15 protein-coding genes are annotated in these 15974 nt (G+C 66.7%); 13 read left to right on the forward strand and 2 right to left on the reverse strand.

Annotated features, from left to right (window positions below; all coding sequences use genetic code 11):
* Positions 1 to 48: 48 nt before the first annotated feature.
* Together LO787_RS16160 and LO787_RS16165 are read left to right on the forward strand one after the other, a co-directional pair.
* A complete protein-coding gene (locus LO787_RS16160; RefSeq protein WP_232492023.1) occupies positions 49 to 1194 on the forward strand; it encodes an acyl-CoA dehydrogenase family protein in 1146 nt (381 codons plus the stop codon).
* Positions 1194 to 2111 (forward strand): acyl-CoA dehydrogenase family protein, encoded by a 918-nt coding sequence (locus LO787_RS16165; RefSeq protein ID WP_232492024.1) that lies wholly within the window; start codon positions 1194 to 1196, stop codon positions 2109 to 2111. The genes LO787_RS16160 and LO787_RS16165 overlap by 1 nt, the downstream gene beginning before the upstream one ends.
* A gap of 3 nt (positions 2112 to 2114) precedes the next feature.
* Here LO787_RS16165 and LO787_RS16170 read toward each other — a convergent pair whose 3' ends face one another.
* Complete coding sequence (locus tag LO787_RS16170; RefSeq protein WP_232492025.1) at positions 2115 to 3203, reverse strand: helix-turn-helix transcriptional regulator; 1089 nt, start codon at positions 3201 to 3203, stop codon at positions 2115 to 2117.
* A gap of 105 nt (positions 3204 to 3308) precedes the next feature.
* Between LO787_RS16170 and cysD the strand changes: the two genes are divergently transcribed.
* From cysD to LO787_RS16225, 11 genes are all read left to right on the forward strand, one after another.
* Positions 3309 to 4211, forward strand: a complete 903-nt coding sequence (gene cysD / locus LO787_RS16175; protein WP_232492026.1) for a sulfate adenylyltransferase subunit CysD — start codon at positions 3309 to 3311, stop codon at positions 4209 to 4211.
* Between the two features lies 1 nt (position 4212).
* Positions 4213 to 6174, forward strand: coding sequence for a sulfate adenylyltransferase subunit CysN (gene cysN / locus LO787_RS16180; protein ID WP_232492027.1), 1962 nt, complete (start codon positions 4213 to 4215; stop codon positions 6172 to 6174).
* Positions 6174 to 6911, forward strand: a complete 738-nt coding sequence (locus tag LO787_RS16185) for a 3'(2'),5'-bisphosphate nucleotidase CysQ (RefSeq protein ID WP_232492028.1) — start codon at positions 6174 to 6176, stop codon at positions 6909 to 6911. The genes cysN and LO787_RS16185 overlap by 1 nt, the downstream gene beginning before the upstream one ends.
* Before the next feature lie 227 nt (positions 6912 to 7138).
* Positions 7139 to 7807 (forward strand): TetR/AcrR family transcriptional regulator, encoded by a 669-nt coding sequence (locus LO787_RS16190; protein ID WP_232492029.1) that lies wholly within the window; start codon positions 7139 to 7141, stop codon positions 7805 to 7807.
* Between the two features lie 241 nt (positions 7808 to 8048).
* Complete coding sequence (gene acuI, locus LO787_RS16195) at positions 8049 to 9032, forward strand: acrylyl-CoA reductase (NADPH) (protein WP_232492030.1); 984 nt, start codon at positions 8049 to 8051, stop codon at positions 9030 to 9032.
* A gap of 7 nt (positions 9033 to 9039) precedes the next feature.
* Positions 9040 to 10761, forward strand: coding sequence for a class I adenylate-forming enzyme family protein (locus tag LO787_RS16200; RefSeq protein ID WP_232492031.1), 1722 nt, complete (start codon positions 9040 to 9042; stop codon positions 10759 to 10761).
* Positions 10762 to 10765: 4 nt separating this feature from the next.
* Complete coding sequence (locus LO787_RS16205; RefSeq protein WP_232492032.1) at positions 10766 to 11185, forward strand: nuclear transport factor 2 family protein; 420 nt, start codon at positions 10766 to 10768, stop codon at positions 11183 to 11185.
* Between the two features lie 67 nt (positions 11186 to 11252).
* Positions 11253 to 11690 (forward strand): MarR family winged helix-turn-helix transcriptional regulator, encoded by a 438-nt coding sequence (locus LO787_RS16210; RefSeq protein WP_232492033.1) that lies wholly within the window; start codon positions 11253 to 11255, stop codon positions 11688 to 11690.
* 318 nt (positions 11691 to 12008) lie between these two features.
* The gene (locus tag LO787_RS16215) at positions 12009 to 12746 is read left to right on the forward strand and encodes an SDR family oxidoreductase (protein ID WP_232492034.1); all 738 of its coding nucleotides are present in this window, start codon (positions 12009 to 12011) and stop codon (positions 12744 to 12746) included.
* Between the two features lie 31 nt (positions 12747 to 12777).
* Positions 12778 to 14259, forward strand: coding sequence for an aldehyde dehydrogenase family protein (locus tag LO787_RS16220; protein ID WP_232492035.1), 1482 nt, complete (start codon positions 12778 to 12780; stop codon positions 14257 to 14259).
* 6 nt (positions 14260 to 14265) lie between these two features.
* Positions 14266 to 14976: a TetR/AcrR family transcriptional regulator gene (locus tag LO787_RS16225; RefSeq protein WP_232492036.1), complete on the forward strand. Its 711-nt coding sequence runs from the start codon at positions 14266 to 14268 to the stop codon at positions 14974 to 14976.
* Positions 14977 to 15123: 147 nt separating this feature from the next.
* On the opposite strand, the gene LO787_RS16230 is transcribed toward LO787_RS16225, so the two are convergent.
* Positions 15124 to 15945 (reverse strand): enoyl-CoA hydratase/isomerase family protein, encoded by an 822-nt coding sequence (locus tag LO787_RS16230; protein WP_232492037.1) that lies wholly within the window; start codon positions 15943 to 15945, stop codon positions 15124 to 15126.
* Between the last annotated feature and the right edge of the window lie 29 nt (positions 15946 to 15974).

Below are 15974 nucleotides of genomic sequence, written 5' to 3' on the forward strand. Positions count from 1 at the left end.
GGTGCCTCCTTGGGCCTAACCCGGGCCTGAGAGGAGGGCGCCGCCCCGATGCAATTCGAATGGACCGAGGAGCAGGACGCCTTCCGGCACAAGATCCGGGACTTCCTGCATGCCAACCTGCCTGCGGACTGGGAGAAGTTCTCAGAGCACGGCCCTGCGTCTCCCGCGCTGACCGCCTTCGCGCGCGAGTTCTGCGTGAAGCTGGCGGAGGCGGGCATCCTCTTCCCGCACTGGCCGGTGGAAATGGGCGGCGAGGGGCTCGGGCCTTGGGAGCAGCAGATCCTCTCCGAAGAGATGTGGATCGCGGGCGAGCCGCGCGGCGGCCAGTACATGAACGTCAACTGGATCGGCCCGACGCTGGAGAAGTACGGCACGGCAGAGCAGAAGGCGCGCTATCTGGAGCCGATCACGCGCGGGGAATCGCTGTGGTGTCAGGGGTTTTCGGAGCCCGATGCCGGGTCGGACCTCGCCTCGCTACGCACGCGCGCCACGTTGACCGATGGCAACTATGTCATCAACGGCCAGAAGATCTGGACCAGCTATGCGGGCCTTGCCGATACCTGCTTCCTGCTGACGCGCACCAGCGATGATCGCAAGAAGGGCATCACCATCATCCTGGTGCCCATGGACACGCCCGGCATCACGGTGCGCCAGATCCCCTCGCTGATCGGCGAGGGCGACATCCACGAAGTTTTCTTCGACGATGTGACCGTGCCCGAAACCGCCCGCTTCGGCGAGGAAGGGCAGGCGTGGGAGATCGTCGCCTATTCGCTACGCAATGAACGCCTCGGCATTCCGCGCTTCACGCTGGCCCGCGCCGCGCTCGACCGGGCGGTGCAGATGCTGCAGGCGCAGGGGCGGTTCTCGCGCGAACATGTGCGGATCGAGGCGGCGCGTTGCGCGGCCTTGTGCGAGGCGGCGGGCACGGCGAACTACGCCGTCGTCCAGAAGCGCGTGGATGGCCTTGCCATCGGCGCGGAGTCCAGTTCCGCCCGCTACGCCACCGTCATGGCCGAGCGCGCGGTGTGCGAGTTCGTGGTGGAGTTCCTGCCCGAAGCGCTGGCCGGGGCCTCGCCATATCTCAAGATGCACCACCAGCGCGGGATCGTGGCGGGTGTCGCGGCGGGGTCGGCGGAAATCCAGCTCAACATCATCGCCAGCGACGTGCTGGAACTGCCCCGGGAGCCGCGCTGATGGACTTGTCCCTCAACGAGGACCAGCGGCAGGTTCTGGACTTCATCGACAGCCTTGCGCGGCCCTTTGCGGGCGTGCCGATGCACGACGTCTCGCTGGCGCTGGAAAGTGAGGAACTGGACGCGGCGCTGGTGGAGAACGGCTTCCTCGACGTGATGGCGGTGGAGGAACTCGGCCCTGTGACTGCCGCGCTGGTGGTGGAGAAGCTGGCGCGCCTGCCTTTCGCGGTGGAGGCTGCGGCTTCGGCGTTCGTGCGACCGCTGATCGATCCCGACCTGCCGCGCCCGCTGTGTCTGGTGGAGGAAGGTCGAGACGGCGCGCCCATACGCTTCCTGCGTTCCGGTGCGACCGTCGTGGTCGTGGGCGCTTCAGGCGTGCGCAGCTTCAGGGCCGTCGAAAGCCTGATCGCACCTGCGCAGGAGGATACGCTCTACGGCTATCCGGTCGCCTTCCTGACCGGCATTCCCGATGCGACGATGGCGCATGACGTGGACCCGTCCGAAGTCCTGCGCGCATGGCGCGTCGCAGTGGCGGCGGAAGCAGCGGGCCTGCTGGGCGCGGCGCTGGCGAGTACCGTCACTTATGTGTCCGATCGCAAGCAGTTCGGCCGCCCGCTCGCCACGTTCCAGGGGATGCGGCACCGGCTGGCCGAGGATCAGGTCATGACCAACAGCGTCTACTGGCTGGCCTTGCGTGCGGCCGGGACCGGCGATCCCGGCGATGCGGCGATGGCGCTGCTGCACGCGCAGGAGGCGGCGAAGCGGGTCTGCTACGACTATCACCAGTTCCTCGGCGGCATGGGCATGACGCTGGAGCATCCGCTGCACTTGTGGACCTATCGCCTCAAGCTGTTGAGCGCGGAACTGGGAGGACGCGGGGAGCAGGGGCTGGCGGCGGCGGAGGCGCTTTGGGGCTAGCGATCAGCCCATCACCGCCACGCTGTCGCACACCAGCCGGACCAGTTCCGCCTGCCCGCGCACGCCGAGCTTGGCGTACAGCCGCTTGGAATAATTGCGCGCCGTTTCCAGCGTCAGGCCCATGCGCTCGGCGGCTTCGGCGATGGACAGCCCCTCATTGAGCGCGATCGCCAGTTCGGCCTCGCGCGCGGGCAGGTCGAACAGGCGGGCGAGGCGTTCCACGCTGGCAGGGGTTCGCGCATTCGGCAGGCGGCAGAGCGCCAGCATCGAGGGGCGCGGCATGTCGCTGGTGGACGTAAGCAGCGCCTCCAGCCTCGGTTCCTCGTGCAGCATCACCGCACGCGGCGGCGGCGGACTGTCCGAGGCATAGAGCCCTGCTGCCGCGCTGAGTTCCCGTTCGGCATGGACGCCGAGATCGCGCAGGCGATCCCCGATGCGCGGCACGTAGCCGAGGTTGATGCGCAGCCACGCATCAAGGCGCGGGTCGATGCTGAGCAGACGCGCCTCTCGGTCGAACACCATCCATGCCGTCGCGCTGCGAGCCATGCCCTGTGCGCTGACGCTGGCGCGGATGCGGTGGTCCTCCAGCATGACGTAGCTGCGCAGGGCCGCCTCCAGATAGGGCGCGAGGGAGGAGAGCAGGGCGCTGTCCGCCGCCTCGCACGGCTTGGCGCGGGCGAGGATCAGCCAGGCGTCGGTCTCTCCAGCCTTGGACAGGCGCACCACGCGCTCGTCGGCGATGCCGAGGCGGGCCATCTTGGCCATGCGTTCAGCGCGGAACACCGGGTCGTGGTCGACGAACTCGCCGACACTGTAGACCCGGCCCGGACGCAGCTGGTCGTAGTGCAGCCGCTCCAGCGCATGCATCTCGAAGGGATCGACCTCCCGCGCCTCCGCGCGCAAGTCGAGACCGGCGTGGAAGTCGGTGATCTGGGCGTGTGGACCGTCGCCCTGCTTCATCACGATGCTGACGTACTCGGCATCGCTCCGGCGACGCAGGCGCTCCAGAAACTCGGAGAACTGCGCCGCATCGCCAATCCCCGCTATCAGCGGCAGCAGCAAATCTGTCTCGTCTCGCGATGTAAGCGCCATGGCTTCCTCCCATATGGGAGGTTCTCCGATTTGTCATCCTTGCAAAGAGCGATTCGAGCCCACGGAAAGGGCGACCCTGCGAAGGCCAAAGGACCAGAGATCCTGATGAAGACCCTCACGCACCTCGAAAGGCTCGAGGCCGAATCCATCCACATCATCCGCGAAGTCGTCGCCGAGGCTGAGAAGCCGGTGATGCTCTATTCCGTGGGCAAGGACAGCGCGGTGATGCTGCACCTTGCGCGGAAGGCGTTCTATCCCTCGCCGCCGCCGTTCCCGCTGCTCCATGTCGATACGACGTGGAAATTCAAGGCGATGTACGACCTGCGCGACAAGATGGCGCGTGAAAGCGGCATGGAACTGCTGGTCTACCAGAACCCCGAAGCGGCCGAGAAGGGCATCAACCCGTTCGACCACGGCGCGCTCCACACCGACATGTGGAAGACCGAAGGGCTCAAGCAGGCGCTCGACAAGTACGGCTTCGACGCGGCCTTCGGCGGCGCCCGCCGCGATGAGGAGAAGAGCCGCGCCAAGGAGCGCATCTTCTCGTTCCGCACGTCCTCGCACGGCTGGGATCCCAAGAACCAGCGCCCGGAGCTGTGGAACCTCTACAATGCGAAGAAGGCGCGCGGGGAATCGATCCGTGTGTTTCCGATCTCCAACTGGACCGAGCTGGACATCTGGCAGTACATCCACCTCAACGACATCCCCATCGTCCCGCTCTATTTCGCGGACAAGCGTCCCACCGTGGAGCGCGACGGGATGCTGCTGATGGTCGACGACGAGCGTTTCCCGCTGAAGGACGGCGAAGTGCCGGTGGAGCGCTCCATCCGCTTCCGCACGCTGGGCTGCTACCCGCTGACGGGCGCTGTGGAGAGCGAGGCGAAGACGCTTCCCGAGGTGATCCAGGAGACGCTCCTCACCACCACCAGCGAGCGGCAGGGCCGCGCCATCGACAAGGACGCCGGCGGTGCCGGCATGGAAGTCAAGAAGCAGCAGGGGTACTTCTGACATGGCACAGAACGACACCGAGACGGTACTGAGCGACACCAAGCCCGTGCAGAACGACGCCGAAGCACGCTACGTCACCGACAGCCTCATCGCAGAGGACATCGACGCCTATCTCGTCCAGCACGAGCACAAGACGATGCTGCGCTTCATCACCTGCGGCAGCGTCGACGATGGCAAGTCCACCCTGATCGGACGCCTGCTCTACGATTCGAAGATGATCTTCGAGGACCAGCTCGACGCGCTGCAGTCGGACTCCAAGAAGGTCGGCACACAGGGGCAGGAGATCGACTTCGCGCTGCTCGTCGACGGCCTCGCCGCCGAGCGTGAGCAGGGCATCACCATCGACGTCGCCTATCGCTTCTTCAACACCGAGAAGCGCAAGTTCATCGTCGCCGACTGCCCGGGCCACGAACAGTACACCCGCAACATGGTGACGGGCGCCTCGACCGCCGACCTTGCGGTGATCCTGATCGACGCGCGCAAGGGCGTGCTGGTCCAGACGCGCCGCCATTCGTACCTGTGCCATCTGATCGGCATCAAGAACGTGGTGCTGGCGGTGAACAAGATGGACCTCGTCGACTACGACCAGGCCGTGTTCGATGCCATCGTCAAGGACTACGCCGAGTTCGCGAAGTCCATCGGGATCGAGAGCTTCACCGCGATGCCGATTTCCGGCTTCAAGGGCGACAACATCACCACGCTCTCGGACAATACGCCGTGGTATCAGGGCCCGACGCTGGTCGAGCACCTCGAAACCGTCGAGGTTCTGTCCTCCGTCGATGCCGACAAGCCGTTCCGCCTGCCGGTGCAGTGGGTGAACCGTCCGAACCTCGACTTCCGGGGCTTCTCGGGCCTCATCGCCACGGGCGGCGTCAAGCCGGGCGACAAGATCCGTGTCCTGCCCTCGGGCAAGACCAGCACGATCACGCGCGTCGTGACCTTCGACGGCGATCTTGACGAGGCCGTCGCCGGCCAGTCCGTCACCGTCTGCTTCGAGGACGAGATCGACTGTTCGCGCGGGTCGGTCATCTCGGTCGCGGACAATCCGCCGCAGACCGCCGACCAGTTCGAATCGACCATCGTGTGGATGGCCGACGAGGCGCTGATCCCGGGCCGTGCCTACTGGCTCAAGCTCGGCACGCAGCAGGTTTCCGCGACCGTCGCCGAGCCCAAGTACACGGTCAACGTCAACACCATGGAGCACATGGCGGCCAAGACGCTCGACCTCAACGCCATCGGCGTGGCCGAGATAACCACCGACAAGCAGATCGTCTTCGAGCCCTATGCGGAGAACCGCACGCTCGGCGGGTTCATCCTGATCGACAAGATGACCAACGCCACGGTGGCGGCGGGCATGCTCAATTTCTCGCTGCGCCGTTCGCAGAACGTCCATTGGCAGGCGGTAGACATCGACCGCAAGCAGCACGCGGGGCTCAAGAACCAGAAGCCCGCGGTGCTGTGGTTCACCGGCCTTTCGGGCTCGGGCAAGTCCACCATCGCCAACATGGTCGAGAAGAAGCTGCACCGGATGAACCGGCACACCTTCCTGCTCGACGGCGACAACGTGCGCCACGGTCTGAACAAGGATCTCGGCTTCACCGAGGCCGACCGCATCGAGAACATCCGCCGCGTCGGCGAAGTCTCGAAGCTGATGACCGACGCGGGGCTTATCGTCATCACCGCGTTCATCTCGCCGTTCCAGGCGGACCGCGAGATGGTGCGCTCGATGCTGCCCGAGGGCGAGTTCATCGAGGTGTTCATCGACACCCCGCTGAAGGTGGCCGAGGCGCGCGACGTGAAGGGTCTCTACAAGAAGGCGCGTTCGGGCGAGCTGAAGAACTTCACCGGCATCGACAGCCCCTATGAGGCGCCGCGCAACCCGGAGGTCCGCATCGACACCACCGTGATGTCGCCCGAGGAAGCTGCCGACCTCATCGTCGACACCCTGCTGGGAGACGCCTGATGAGCCTGTCCGACGGCGATCTCGCGGCGAAGTTGGCCGAAGAGGCGGGCAAGATCCTGCTGAGCGTGCGCGGCTGCGGCCTGTTCGGCGGCAAGGCACTGGGCAAGGCGGGCGACCAGACCGCCAACCAGTTCCTCTGCCACGCCCTGCGCGAACAGCGCCCGGATGACGGCCTGCTCTCCGAAGAGGAGAAGGACAACGCCGAGCGCCTGTCCAGGAGCCGCGTGTGGATTGTCGATCCGGTCGACGGCACCCGCGAATATGGCGAGGAGCGCGCCGACTGGGCGGTCCACGTCGGTCTCGCGGTGGACGGCGTGCCGGCGCTCGGTGCGGTGGCGCTGCCGGGCGCGGGCCTCGTCCTGCGCTCGGACCAGCCGGGCGAAATTCCGCCCGCACCGGAACGCCTGCGCATGGTCGTCAGCCGCACCCGTCCGGCGCGGGAGGCCACCAGCGTCGCCGAGACGATCGGCGCGGAACTCGTGCCCATGGGCTCGGCCGGGGCCAAGGCCATGGCGATCGTGCTGGGACAGGCGGATATCTACCTGCATTCGGGCGGTCAGTACGAGTGGGACAGCTGCGCTCCTGCCGCCGTCGCGCTCGGCTGGGGGCTGCATGTCTCGCGGATCGACGGCTCGCCGCTCGTCTACAACCAGCAGGACGTCTACATGCCCGACCTGCTGATCTGTCGGAAGGAACATGCCGAGATGGTGCTGCGCGAGGTCGCGGCGCTGGTTTGAGGTAGCGTCAGTACCCGACCCACTCTTCGTCATTGCGAGCGCAGCGAAGCAATCCAGCGCACCACACCACGCTCGATTGTCTCGCCACGCTCGCAAACACGATCCGACCCCGCAGAATCGCCCCGACGGCATTTTGCTGGCGACGGTGGATCACATCTCAGTCAACATTGCTGTTCAGTGACGCCCCCGCTATAGCCGCCCCCTTTTCCGGGAATTCAGGGGCAGACATGGAAGCGAGGACCAGGCGCAGGGTCAGGGATCCCATCGCCACGCGCGAGACGATCCTCGAAGCGGCCAGCAACCTGCTCGCCAAGGACGGCCTGGAGGGCGTGAGCCTTTCCGCCGTGGCCCACCTGGCGGCGGTCAACCGGGGCACCGCCTACCAGCATTTCGAAACGCGCGAGAAGCTGATCGAGGCGACCATCGAATGGGTCTCGGACAAGCTGTTCCGTGCCGTCTTCGGCGATCCCGACACCATCGGCGAACGCCGCGTCGAGGAGGTGGACACCGCCGCGCTCACCGACCGCCTGTGCGATTTCGCGATGGAAAATCCCGAGATCTGCCGGGTCTGGCTCCAGCAGGTGCTCGCCTCGCCCGACCCGAGCCAGGATCCCTTCTGGCGCGAGTATGCAGGCTCGCTCCAGCGGTTCGCCGATACGAAGCTCGCGATGCCGGGGATCGATGCCGAAGTGTTGGCGGTAATGAACCTTGCAGGCGTGTTCTTCTGGCCGATCTTCGCCCGTTCCCACGCCGCCGACGATGCCGAGCGCAGCACGCTGGGCCACCGCTTCAGCCACGAGATCCTGCGCCTTTCGATGTACGGCTCGATGAACGCCTCGCGCTTCCCGGACATCGCTGCGCGGCTGGCGGCGGAGGGCCCGCCGAAGCGCGATTGAGGGAGCAACCTTGCCTTTCGTCATTGCGAGCGCAGCGAAGCAATCCAGCGGCGAGAGCCAAATTTGGATTGCTTCGCTGCGCTCGCAATGACGAAACGGAGGAACACCCTGTCCCAAAGCATCCGCACACCTTTCGCCTCCGCGATGCCATGCCCCGCCGCCATTGACGCGAGGGGGCTCCACCCGTCAGCAGGGTTGGCGAGTTCGGTCGTGTCGCGGCCGAAGAGGGAGTGCCGGTTCCATGTTTTCCGCTATCGTCATCGACAAGACCGAAGAGGGCCAGACCGTCGGCCTGCAGCAGCTGGATGAAAGCGTGCTGCCCGAAGGCGATGTGACCATCGACGTCGCCTATTCGACGCTCAACTTCAAGGATGGCCTCGCCATCACCGGCAGTTCGCCGGTCGTGCGCAAGTTCCCGATGGTGCCGGGCATCGACCTCGTCGGCACCGTGACCGAGAGCAGCCATGGCGACTGGAAGGCGGGCGACACCGTTGTGCTCAACGGCTGGGGCGTGGGCGAGGGCCACTGGGGCGGGCTGGCTCAGAAGGCGCGGCTCAAGGGCGACTGGCTGGTGCCGCTGCCTGCGGCCTTCACCCCGGCGCAGGCCATGGCGATCGGCACGGCGGGCTATACCGCCGCGCTCTGCGTCGATGCGCTGGTCGACTGGGGCGTGATGCCGGAGCAGGGCGAAGTGCTCGTCACGGGCGCGACCGGCGGCGTCGGCTCGGTCGCCATCGCGATCCTCAAGAGGCTGGGCTATTCGGTCGCCGCGCTGACCGGCAAGCCTGCCGAGGCGGACTATCTCAAGGCGCTGGGCGCCGAGACGATCATCGACCGCGCCGAACTGGCGGAGAAGGGCAAGCCGCTCCAGAAGGAGCGCTGGGCGGGCGTGGTGGACACCGCGGGCAGCTTCACCCTCGCCAATGCCTGCGCGCAGACGAAGTACGGCGGCGCGGTGGCGGCCTGCGGTCTGGCGCAGGGCGCGGACCTTCCGGCAACGGTCATGCCCTTCATCCTGCGCGGCGTGGCGCTGCTCGGTATCGACAGCGTGATGGCGCCCAAGGCCAAGCGCCTGAAGGCATGGGACCGGCTGGCGAAGGATCTCGATCCCGCCGCGCTCGACACCATCGGCCAGACCATCGGCCTTGGCGATGCGGTGGATGCCGCCAAGAAGTTCATGTCGGGCGAGGTCAAGGGCCGCTTCATCGTCGATGTGAACGCCTGACGTCACCATGACTAAGAGGATGGGCATGACGGGTTCGGTCAAGGTGGTGGACGGCCTTTCCGTGGTCCACGGCATCGCGCTGGAGGACGAACAGGGCATCGGCGCCCTCACGCTGGGCGGTTACGTGCGCGAAATCGCCGCGCGCTACGGCCCGCGCGAGGCGGCAGTGATCCACCTTGACGGGCAGGTCGTGCGCTGGACCTATGACGAGCTTTACGCCCGCTCGCTACAGGTGGCGAAGTCGCTCATCGCGCTCGGCACCGGCAAGGGCACCCGCGTCGGCATCCTCATGACCAACCGGCCGGAATTCCTCGCGGGCGTCTTGGGCGCGGCGCTGGCGGGCTGCGTGGCGACGCCGATCAGCACGTTCTTCACGCCGTCCGAACTGGAAGTGGTGCTGAAGGCCTCGGGCGTATCGGTGCTGCTGCTCGAACGCTCGGTGCTAAAGAAGGACTTCGCCGAGATGCTCGCCGGGCTTGAGCCCGAGGTCATGGCGGCGCAGCCCGGCGCGCTGGCATCGCGCAGGTTCCCGTTCCTGCGCTATGCGGCAATGATCGACAGCGACGAACCGCTCGGCATGATCGAGACTTTCGCCGCGTTCCGCCGGCGCGGCGCGGGCGTGGCCGAGGAACTCGTGCTTGCCGCCAGCGATGCGGTGACGCCTGCCGATCCGGGCATCCTGCTGTTCTCCTCGGGCTCCACTGGCAAGGCCAAGGGCATCCTCAGCGCCCATCGCGGCGTCTGCCTGCAACTTTGGCGCTGGCCGCAGTGGTACGCCATCCGCGACGAGGTGCCCGCGCGCACATGGTCGGCGAACGGCTTCTTCTGGTCCGGCAACTTCGCCTGCGCGCTGGGCGGCACGCTTTCGCGCGGGGGGACGCTGGTCCTCCAGCGCTGGTTCGACGCGGCAGAAGCACTGGACCTCATGGCAAAGGAGCGCGCCAACATGGCGCTCGCCTGGCCGCACCAGTGGCCGCAGCTTGAGGCCGCGCCGAACTATCAGGACGTCGACCTCTCCTCGCTCGTCTACGTCGACATGCACATGCCGATCGCGCGCCATCCCACCGTGAACAGCACCTGGCGCGAGCCGGGGCAGGCTTACGGCAATACCGAGACGTTCACGCTCATCACCGTTTTCCCCTCCGGAACGCCGGAGGAAGTCGCGGGCAAGTCCCACGGCGAGCCGACGGCGGGCTCCACCATCAAGATCGTCGACCCGATGACCGGCGCGACGATGCCGCTGGGCGAACGCGGCGAGATCGCTGTTAAGGGCGCGACGGTGATGCTGGGCTACCTCGGCATTCCGCTCAGCGATTCGACCGACGGCGACGGTTTCCTGCGCACGGCGGACGGCGGCTACGTGGACGCGCAAGGCCGCCTGTTCTGGGAAGGTCGCCTCAACGACATCATCAAGACCGGCGGCGCCAACGTCTCTCCGCTGGAGATCGACGAAGTGATCCGCGCGCACCCGGACGTGAAGGTGTCGCAGACCGTGGGCGTGCCGGACGAACTGCTGGGCGAACTCGTCGTCTCGTGCATCGTGCCGGTGGAAGGCGCGAGCCCGAGCGCCGAGGCGATCCGCGATTTCGCGAAGGAAAAGCTCGCCAGCTACAAGCTGCCGCGCCGCATCCTGTTCGTGGCGGAGGACGATCTCCAGACCACCGGCAGCTCCAAGATCAAGACCGCCGAACTGCGCAAGCTGGCGGCGGAGCGGCTGGCGGAGGTGTGAGGCCATGACTACCCCCGACTTCGCCGACTGGCTCGCCATCTGCAATCTCAAGGCCGCGTACTGCCGGCTGCTCGACACCAAGGACTGGGAGGGCTGGAAGCAGCTCTTCACCGAGGACTGCGTGCTAGATACCACGGGCAGCGGCGGCACGCGCGAGCAGGGGCGGGATCGTATCGTGGCGCAGGTCAGCACGGCGCTGGCCGGGGCGAAGACCGCACACCAGATCCATTCGCCGCAGATCACCGTCGACGGCGACCGGGCCGAAGTGGTCTGGGCGATGCAGGACCGCGTCATCAAGGACGACTTCGCACTCACCGGCTATGGCCATTATCACGAAACGTGCGTGCGGACCGCCGAGGGTTGGAAGATCGCCGAGCAGCGCTTGACTCGCCTGATCCTCGACATCGAGCGTCCCGCTTCGTGACGCATCGCGCGAATTGCTGCGCACAATTCGGCTGGCAATCCTGAGCACGCTCAGTAATCCTGTGGCCATGGAACGCAGGGTGGGCACGGTTCTGGCGCAAGTAGCGCGGCTCATGCGCCGCTCCTTCGACGAGCGCGCGCGGGAGATCGGCGTCACGCGACCGCAGTGGCAGGTGCTGAGCGTGCTGCGCCGCCATCCCGGTATCAAGCAGGCCGAACTCGCCGAAATCCTGGAGGTCGAGCCGATCACCGCCGGGCGCATGATCGACCGCATGCAGGACGGCGGCATGGTCGAACGCCGCGCCGACCCCGCCGACCGCCGTGCCTGGCGGCTATACCTCACTGCACGCGGCGACGAGATGATCGAGCGCCTGCAACCGCTGGCGGAGGAGACGTCCGAGGCCGCGCTCGCCGGGATCGACGATGCGGACAAGGCGCACATGATGCGCACGCTCGACCGGATGCTGGCGAACCTGACCGGGAAGCCGCCGGTTTCGGAGGATTGACGGCCTCGTCGTCCCGGACTTGATCCGGGACCGTTGGCTGTGAACAGCCGGTCTGTGTGCAGAATGCGGGGGCTTCGGCAAGCTCAGCCTGAGCGGGCTCAAAGGGTGTTCGTCATTGCGAGCGTAGCGAAGCAATCCAGCGGCAGTGCATAACGCGTGATTGCTTCGCTGCGCTCGCAATGACGAAGGAGAGGGCTCGCGTTCATCTTCATCGCCCCGGCGCATCGCCCGGCGATAGGCGGGGCAGGGGGCAGGCGCTATGGTGCCCCTCGAAGCAGCCGACCCGCATGCAGCGGGCGGCCGGGGAGCGGAGGAAGCGTGGGCAAGACCATCGTCATCACAGGCGCGGGGGCCGGTCTCGGCAAGGCGTTGGCGCAAAGGTTCGCGGGCGAGGGCGAGACGGTGATCCTGCTCGGCCGCACGCTGTCGAAAGTGCAGGCGCTGGCGGACGAACTGGGCGCTCCGGCGCTGGCGGTGGAGTGCGACGTGGCGGATGCCGCCTCCGTGCGCGCCGCCTTCGCGACGATCGCGGCGCAGCATCCGAAGATCGACGTGCTCATCAACAATGCGGGCATCTACGAGCCGTTCACGGTGGCGGAGGCCAGCGACGCGCAGATCGACGCGATCCTGGACACCAACCTCAAGGGTCCGATCTACTGCTGCCGCGCGGCGATCCCGATGATGGAGGCGGGCGGCCTCATCATCAACGTGGGCAGTGAATCGGTGGCGGTGCCGTTCGTGATGCTCTCGCTCTACCAGTCCAGCAAGGCGGGGCTGGAGATGTTCACGACGGCGCTCGAAGCCGAACTGGAAGAGAGCGGCATCCGCGTCGCCTTGCTGCGCGCCGGGCCGATGTACGACGAGGGCAAGTCCTCGCCGAACTGGGACCGCGATGCGGCGATGCGCTTCCACATGGGCTGCGCGAAGAACGGGCTGGACCTGCGCGCACGGCCCGTCTCGCACTCGGCTTCGCCCACCAGCGTGTTCCGCGCGGTGATCGACCTGCCGCCCGACGTGCGCGTCAGCCACGTCTCCATCGGCGCGCGAAAAGCCTGATCTTCACGAATCTCTCGGCAAGGACATAGCAATGACAACTCTTCCCGACGCCAGGCTCTACATCGACGGCAAGCTGCGCGATGCGGCCGGGGGCGCCACTTTCGACGTCATCAGCCCGTGGACCGGCGAGCCGGTGGGCAAGGCGGCGGACGCATCCGCCGACGACGTGAATGAGGCGATCGCCGCCGCTCGCCGCGCCTTCGACGAGACCGACTGGTCCACCAACGTCGAGAAGCGCGTGGCGCTGGTGAAGAAGTACCGCGAACTGTTCGAGCGCGAACGCCCGCGCCTTGCGCAGCTTGCCATCCACGAGGCGGGCGCGGCGCAGGGCGCGGTCGGCCGCGCGCATGTCGGCATGGCGATCGACGGCTGGGACGATTACATGGCCGTGTTCGACAAGCTGGAGTGGGAGAAGGACTATGGCGAGAAGCCGGCCTTCGGGATGATCCACAAGCGCCTCGGCGTGCGCGAGGCGGTGGGCGTGGTCGGCGCGATCACCCCGTGGAACGTGCCGCTCTACGTCAACATCGGCAAGGTCGTGGCGGCGCTGCTGGCGGGCTGCACGGTTATCCTCAAGCCCGCGCCGGACACGCCGGGCATGGGCGCAATCTTCGGTGAACTGGCCGCCGAGGTGGGCTTCCCCGATGGTGTCATGAACGTCGTGTTCGGCGCCGATCCGGCGCTGGCCGGAGAGATGCTCGTCACCGATCCGCGCGTGGACCTGATCTCGTTCACCGGCTCCACCGGCGTCGGCAAGCGCATCATGGAGCAGGGCGCGGGCACGCTGAAGCGCGTGTTCCTGGAGCTTGGCGGCAAGTCGGCCAAGATCGTGCTCGACGATGCGCCCAACTTCGCCATGGACGTGGCGATGACCATGCTGGTCTTCCATGCGGGGCAGGGCTGCGCCGTCCATTCGCGGCTGCTGGTGCCGCAGAGCCGCTACGAGGAGGCGAAGGCCATCCTCAAGGGCGCCTACGGCAACTTCGGCGACAACTGGGGCGACGTGGAGAACCCGGCGCACATCATGGGCCCGGTCGTATCGAAGCGGCAGATGGAGCGCGTGAAGAGCTACATCGATCTCGGCCAGCAGGAAGGTGCGACGCTGCTGGCGGGCGGGAACATCCGTCCTGACAAGGGCGGCGGATATTTCGTGGAGCCGACCTGCTTCGTGGACGTTACCAACTCCATGCGCATCGCCCAGGAAGAGATCTTCGGCCCGGTCCTCGTCGTCATTCCCTATGAAGACGACGAGGACGCCATCCGCATCGCCAACGAGAGTTCCTACGGACTCTCGGGCGGCGTTTCGGGCAGCCACGACCGCGCGATCAACATCGCCCGCAAGGTGCGTACCGGCTCGATGAGCGTGAACAACGGCATGTGCATCGCCGGCGACATCCCCTTCGGCGGCTTCAAGGCCAGCGGCATGGGCCGCGAATGGGGTCTTGAGGGCATCGAGGAGTTCACCGACGTCAAGATGCTCGCCTGGCCGGTCGGGCAGGTGGAAGCCGCCTGAGGCGCGATGGAGGACGAGGCCGACCATCTCGTGGACCTGCCGCCGTCGCTTGCAGCGGCGGTGGCAGCGGCCTGCGGGGCGGTCAGCCACAACCTCAACGGCCAGCGCCTCGGTCGCAAGGGACGGGTCACGCGTGAGCGGATACTTGCCGCCGCGATCGACCTGATCGAGACTTCGGAGGAAACCGTGACGCTCGCTCGCGTGGCGAAGCGGGCGTCGCTGGGCATGACCTCGGTCTACAACTACTTCACCGACATGACCGAACTGCTGCTGGCGGTGCTCGATCCGGTCATGGCGACGGCGGAGGACGATTACCTCTGCACCGTGCGCGAGCGGTGGTCTGACGCGGATCTCTACGAGCACTGCTACCGCTTCGTGCGCGCCTACCACGGGTTCTGGTCACGCCATTCGCGTCTGCTCCACATGCGCAACGCGCTGGCCGACCAGCAGGACGCACGCATGATGGCCCACCGCATCCGCTCCAGCCGCCCGATCATCGCCCTGCTGGTGCAGCAGATGAGCGACGAGGAAGTGGGCCTGGGGCCCCATACCTCGATGGCGACGATGGTGATGATCGGCATCGAGCGCTCGGTGACGCTGGTGACCGACCGCGAACTGCGCAAGCTGGTGGGCATGTGGCCGGAACTGAGCGAGGACCGCTATCTGGTGCCGGGGGCAAGGCTGATGGAGTTCGCGATCAGCGACGCGCGGGGGTGAATAATTCCTCCCCGAACTTGTCTCGGGGAGGTGGCAGCGACGCAGTCGCTGACGGAGGGGGAATTGCGCGAGGTTCTCCCCCTCCACCACCGCCTGCGGCGGCGGTCCCCCTCCCCGAGACAAGCTCGGGGAGGAATTTGCGTCCGCTTACTTCCCCTTGCCGCCTACACCCTTGAGGTAGGCTTCCATGCCCTCGATGTAGGCCGGGTTCAGCATCAGCCCGCTGTTGGCCATGCGCTCCACATGGCGAGAGGAATCGCGCCCGACTTCGGCGCACAGTTCGATCGCCACCTTGGCCGCGCCCATCTGTTCGCCGTTCTGTTTCGCGAGGTGGCGGCAGAAGTCCATCACCTCGGCCTCGAACGTGTCGTCCTCGTAGACCTGGTGGACGAGGCCCATGGTGAAGGCCATGTCGGCGCTCGCGGGCTTGTTCGCCATGATGAGCCAGCGCGCCCAGTGCGGTCCGCAGATCCGCGTCAGCCGCGAGACGCCGCCGGATGCGGGCAGCACGCCGAACAGCCCTTCCGGGAAGGCATAGCCCGCGCTTTTCGCGGCAAGGCGGAAGTCGCACGACAGGCTCATCTCCAGCCCGCCGCCGACGCACATCGCATGGTGCGCGGCGACGATGGGCTTTTCGACATGCTCCATCTCGTCCCACAGCTGCTGCATGTTGTTGAGGTTGAGCCGATGGTTCTCGCGCACCTTGCTGGCGGTGTTCGCGGCGACGTTGGCCTCCGACTGGATGTTGCGGTTGCCGCCGCGCAAGTCCGCACCGGATGAGAAATAGCGTCCGGCGGAGCGGATCAGCATGACCTTGAGGTCCGCCCGCTCGCGCAGGCGCCACACTGCTTCGGTGAGCAAGTCCATCATCTCGCGACTGATGGCGTTCAGCTTGTCCGGCCGGTTGAGCGTGGCGATCAGGATGCCGTCCACTTCCTCGGTCAGCAGGTGCGGGGCTTCTTCGGTCATCTCGTCTTACTCCCACGGCATGGCGTGCG

This window comes from Novosphingobium kaempferiae (assembly GCF_021227995.1).
In the GTDB taxonomy this organism is placed as follows: domain Bacteria; phylum Pseudomonadota; class Alphaproteobacteria; order Sphingomonadales; family Sphingomonadaceae; genus Novosphingobium; species Novosphingobium kaempferiae.

What these genes read in the sequence shown, in the direction of transcription:
- LO787_RS16160 (WP_232492023.1), top strand. Translation starts at nt 49, where the DNA reads ATGCAATTCGAATGGACCGAGGAGCAGGACGCCTTCCGGCACAAGATC.
- LO787_RS16165 (WP_232492024.1), top strand. Translation starts at nt 1,194, where the DNA reads ATGGACTTGTCCCTCAACGAGGACCAGCGGCAGGTTCTGGACTTCATC.
- LO787_RS16170 (WP_232492025.1), bottom strand. Translation starts at nt 3,203, where the DNA reads ATGGCGCTTACATCGCGAGACGAGACAGATTTGCTGCTGCCGCTGATA.
- cysD (WP_232492026.1), top strand. Translation starts at nt 3,309, where the DNA reads ATGAAGACCCTCACGCACCTCGAAAGGCTCGAGGCCGAATCCATCCAC.
- cysN (WP_232492027.1), top strand. Translation starts at nt 4,213, where the DNA reads ATGGCACAGAACGACACCGAGACGGTACTGAGCGACACCAAGCCCGTG.
- LO787_RS16185 (WP_232492028.1), top strand. Translation starts at nt 6,174, where the DNA reads ATGAGCCTGTCCGACGGCGATCTCGCGGCGAAGTTGGCCGAAGAGGCG.
- LO787_RS16190 (WP_232492029.1), top strand. Translation starts at nt 7,139, where the DNA reads ATGGAAGCGAGGACCAGGCGCAGGGTCAGGGATCCCATCGCCACGCGC.
- acuI (WP_232492030.1), top strand. Translation starts at nt 8,049, where the DNA reads ATGTTTTCCGCTATCGTCATCGACAAGACCGAAGAGGGCCAGACCGTC.
- LO787_RS16200 (WP_232492031.1), top strand. Translation starts at nt 9,040, where the DNA reads ATGACTAAGAGGATGGGCATGACGGGTTCGGTCAAGGTGGTGGACGGC.
- LO787_RS16205 (WP_232492032.1), top strand. Translation starts at nt 10,766, where the DNA reads ATGACTACCCCCGACTTCGCCGACTGGCTCGCCATCTGCAATCTCAAG.
- LO787_RS16210 (WP_232492033.1), top strand. Translation starts at nt 11,253, where the DNA reads ATGGAACGCAGGGTGGGCACGGTTCTGGCGCAAGTAGCGCGGCTCATG.
- LO787_RS16220 (WP_232492035.1), top strand. Translation starts at nt 12,778, where the DNA reads ATGACAACTCTTCCCGACGCCAGGCTCTACATCGACGGCAAGCTGCGC.
- LO787_RS16225 (WP_232492036.1), top strand. Translation starts at nt 14,266, where the DNA reads ATGGAGGACGAGGCCGACCATCTCGTGGACCTGCCGCCGTCGCTTGCA.
- LO787_RS16230 (WP_232492037.1), bottom strand. Translation starts at nt 15,945, where the DNA reads ATGACCGAAGAAGCCCCGCACCTGCTGACCGAGGAAGTGGACGGCATC.